Here is a 3321-nt window from a genome sequence, read left to right on the forward strand (position 1 = left end):
GCCCGCATTCGCCGCAGCCAACCGCGCCGCCTCCGCCTCCAACAACGTCCGCACCGTCAGAAGCTGATCAGCCTCCTCATCCGTCGGCTCATGCACGAACGCACCCTGAGCAGGCCGCAGATCCACCCACCCCTCAGTGTTCAACCGCTGCAAAGCCTCACGCACCGGCTGCCGCGACACCCCCAAATGCCCCGCCAACTCACTCTCCACCAGATGCTGACCCGGCTGCAGAGCCCGCGTCGTGATCAGTTCCAGCAGCGCCTCGTACACGCGATCACGCAGCGGACCGGGACGTTCGAGCTTCGGCACGGCTCCCTGCGGCAGACCTGTCGACAACATCGCGGTCCCCCTCCTCGACGGGCGGACACCCCGGACACCCCTACCAGTTGCCTTTTGTCTACAGTCTACGGCGCACAGGGGCCAGGTAAACCGCGAATCGACCTCGTCACATCCCGCGCCTCACGGGCAGCGGACGACCTGCCCGGCGTACGACAGGTTCCCGCCGAATCCGAAGAGCAGCACCGGGTCCCCGGTCAAGATCTCCCCCCGCTCGACGAGCTTGGAGAACGCGAGCGGAATGCTGGCCGCCGAGGTGTTCCCGGACTCCGTGACGTCACGGGCCACGACGGCGTTGACCGCGCCGATCTTCTCCGCCAGCGGCTCGATGATCCGCAGGTTCGCCTGGTGCAGCACGACCGCGGCGAGGTCCTCGGGGGTGAGCCCCGCGCGCTCGCAGGCCTGCCGGGCCAGCGCCGGAAGCTTGGTGGTCGCCCAGCGGTAGACGCTCTGCCCTTCCTGCGCGAACCGCGCCGGCTCACCCTCGATCCGCACGGCGTGCCCCATCTCGGGCACCGATCCCCACAGCACGGGAGAGATACCGGGCACGTCGGCCCCCTCGACGACCGCCGCACCCGCCCCGTCACCGACGAGCACACAGGTGGTGCGGTCGCTCCAGTCGGTCACCGCCGACATCTTGTCGGCGCCGATCACCAGCGCCCGGGTCGCCGCACCGGCCCGGACGGTGTGGTCCGCGGTGGCCAGCGCGTGGGTGAAGCCGGCGCACACCACATTGACGTCCATCGCGGCCGGTGAGGGGATGCCGAGTCGGGCCGCGACCCGCGCGGCCATGTTCGGGGACCGGTCGACGGCGGTCGACGTGGCGACCAGGACCAGGTCGATGTCGGCGGGGGCGAGCCCTGCCGAGGCCAGCGCCTTGGCGGCGGCGTGCGAGGCGAGCTCGTCGACCGGCTCGTCGGGACCGGCGATGTGGCGGGTCTTGATCCCCACCCGGGACCTGATCCACTCGTCGCTGGTGTCGACCAGGCCCGCCAGTTCCTCGTTGGTGAGTACCTTGGCGGGCTGGTAGTGGCCGACTGCGGCGATCCGCGAGCCGTTCATGGAGGGTCCCCCTTGTTGCCTTGGGTAGGGATCCTCCAGTCTGATCAGTGACTCACGGGTACGCGGGCACGTAAGGCCACAGGAAACGGGCGCCCGAGTTGTCAGCTTCCCTCACACCCTCGGACGCCCGAACACCTTCCGAACAGTCACCCGGTGAACAGTTGCGTCGCTTTCTGTACGAGTTCGTAGAGCCCGTAGGCGAGCGGCGCGCCGACCCACACCCAGGCGAGGGCGATCAGCGGGCGCCGGTCAGGCGGACTCTGGCTGCTGTCGGACTGCGGCATCGGCGGCCTCCCTCGGTGCGGGAATGTGGTGGCGGGCATTGACGGGGCGGACCAGCTCGTTGGCGACGAAGCCGACGACGAGCAGCCCGATCATGATCACGAACGACAGGCCGTAGAGGGCGGACCCGCTCTTGCCCGCGTCCTCCTGCCGGTCGGCGATCCAGTTCACGATCAGCGGCCCGAGGACACCGGCCGTGGACCAGGCGGTGAGCAGCCGGCCATGGATGGCACCGACCTGGTAGGCGCCGAAGAGGTCCTTCAGGTAGGCGGGGATCGTCGCGAAGCCGCCGCCGTAGAAGGACAGGATCACCAGTGCGCACAGGATGAACAACGGCTTGGAGGAGTCACCGAACAGGGCGATGAGCCCGTACATCACGGCGCCCACGCCCAGGTAGACGCGGTAGATGTTCTTCCGTCCGATCAGATCGGACGTCGACGACCAGCCGATCCGGCCGGCCATGTTGGCCGCCGACAGCAGCGCGACGAAGCCGGCCGCAGCCGACACCGAGACCGGGGTCGACGTCTCCTTGAAGAAGTCCGTGATCATCGGTGCGGCCTTCTCCAGGATGCCGATGCCCGCGGTCACGTTCATGCAGAGCACGACCCACAGACACCAGAACTGGGGCGTGCGCACGGCGTTGCGTGCCGAGACCTGGGGCCCTTCGAAAGCACTGGGCGCGCTCTGGACCGGCCTCTCGCTGCGCGGCACGCGCACCAGCAGGACTCCGAGGAGCATGAAGACGGCGTACGACAGCCCGTGCACGAGGAACGCCAGTGCGATCCCGGAGCTGTCGGAGCCGAAGGAGTCCAGCATCTGCGCCGACCAGGGCGAGGCGATGAGCGCGCCGCCGCCGAAGCCCATGATGGCGATGCCGGTGGCCATGCCGGGCCGGTCCGGGAACCACTTGATCAAGGTGGAGACCGGCGAGATGTAGCCGATGCCGAGGCCTATGCCGCCGACGAAGCCGTAGCCGAGGACGATCAGCCAGTACTGCTCGGTGGCCGCGCCCAGCGCGGAGAGCAGTAAGCCGGACGAGAAGCAGATCAGCGCCACGGTCATGGCCCAGCGCGGCCCGTTGCGCTCCACGAGCGTGCCGCCGAACGCGGCGGACAGGCCGAGCATCACGATGCCGAGCTGGAAGGGCAGTGCGCTCTGCGTGCCGCTGAGACCGAGCGCGGACTCGAGCGGCGGCTTGAACACGGACCATGCGTACGCCTGGCCGATGGAGAGATGGACCGAGAGAGCGGCCGGGGGGACGAGCCAGCGGCTCCAACCCGGGGGCGCGACAGGGGGACTCATGATCCCGGACGGTAGGAACAATCAAGCTGGTTGAAAAGGCGGCGCGTCGACCGTATGCGATGAGCGGTATCCCGGACGCGACGAACGGTCGAACCGGCCGGTTTCCCGAGCGGTCGGAGTTCGACAGGCGAGCGGCGGGTACCTGGGACGAGGCGTCACAGACCCGCACCGACACCGTGTGCGCGCACCGCGGAGTGGACTGCGACCTCACGCTCCATGTGCAGGACAATGGAGTCGTGAAGGTCACCGCCCCGCACGAGCAGACGGTGACCCAGAGCAGCCTCTGCAGCAAGGGCCGTTTCGGCTACCAGCACGTACAGAACCGGGACTGAGACACAT

The 3321-nt window shown here is 68.7% G+C and carries 4 protein-coding genes and 1 pseudogene; 1 reads left to right on the top strand and 4 read right to left on the bottom strand.

All coding sequences use genetic code 11. The features are described from left to right. From AQJ46_RS50905 to AQJ46_RS50915, 4 genes are all read right to left on the bottom strand, one after another. A partial coding sequence (locus AQJ46_RS50905) for a GntR family transcriptional regulator (RefSeq protein WP_159064286.1) occupies positions 1-339 on the bottom strand: 339 nt, incomplete at its 3' end. A 120-nt stretch (positions 340-459) separates the two neighbouring features. Further along, entirely contained in the window at positions 460-1398 is a 939-nt protein-coding gene (locus AQJ46_RS50910; RefSeq protein ID WP_059212176.1) for a beta-ketoacyl-ACP synthase III, read from the bottom strand. A 146-nt stretch (positions 1399-1544) separates the two neighbouring features. Then, complete coding sequence (locus AQJ46_RS56470) at positions 1545-1682, bottom strand: MFS transporter small subunit (RefSeq protein ID WP_167368276.1); 138 nt, start codon at positions 1680-1682, stop codon at positions 1545-1547. Next, entirely contained in the window at positions 1648-2982 is a 1335-nt protein-coding gene (locus tag AQJ46_RS50915; RefSeq protein WP_059212177.1) for an OFA family MFS transporter, read from the bottom strand. The genes AQJ46_RS56470 and AQJ46_RS50915 overlap by 35 nt, the downstream gene beginning before the upstream one ends. Before the next feature lie 110 nt (positions 2983-3092). On the opposite strand from AQJ46_RS50915, the pseudogene AQJ46_RS50920 reads away from it, so the two are divergent. Next, positions 3093-3314 (top strand): annotated as a pseudogene (locus tag AQJ46_RS50920) (2Fe-2S iron-sulfur cluster-binding protein); the annotation flags it as partial. Positions 3315-3321: the final 7 nt, after the last annotated feature.

Origin of the sequence: Streptomyces canus (genome assembly GCF_001514145.1) — a bacterium.
GTDB lineage: Bacteria > Actinomycetota > Actinomycetes > Streptomycetales > Streptomycetaceae > Streptomyces > Streptomyces canus.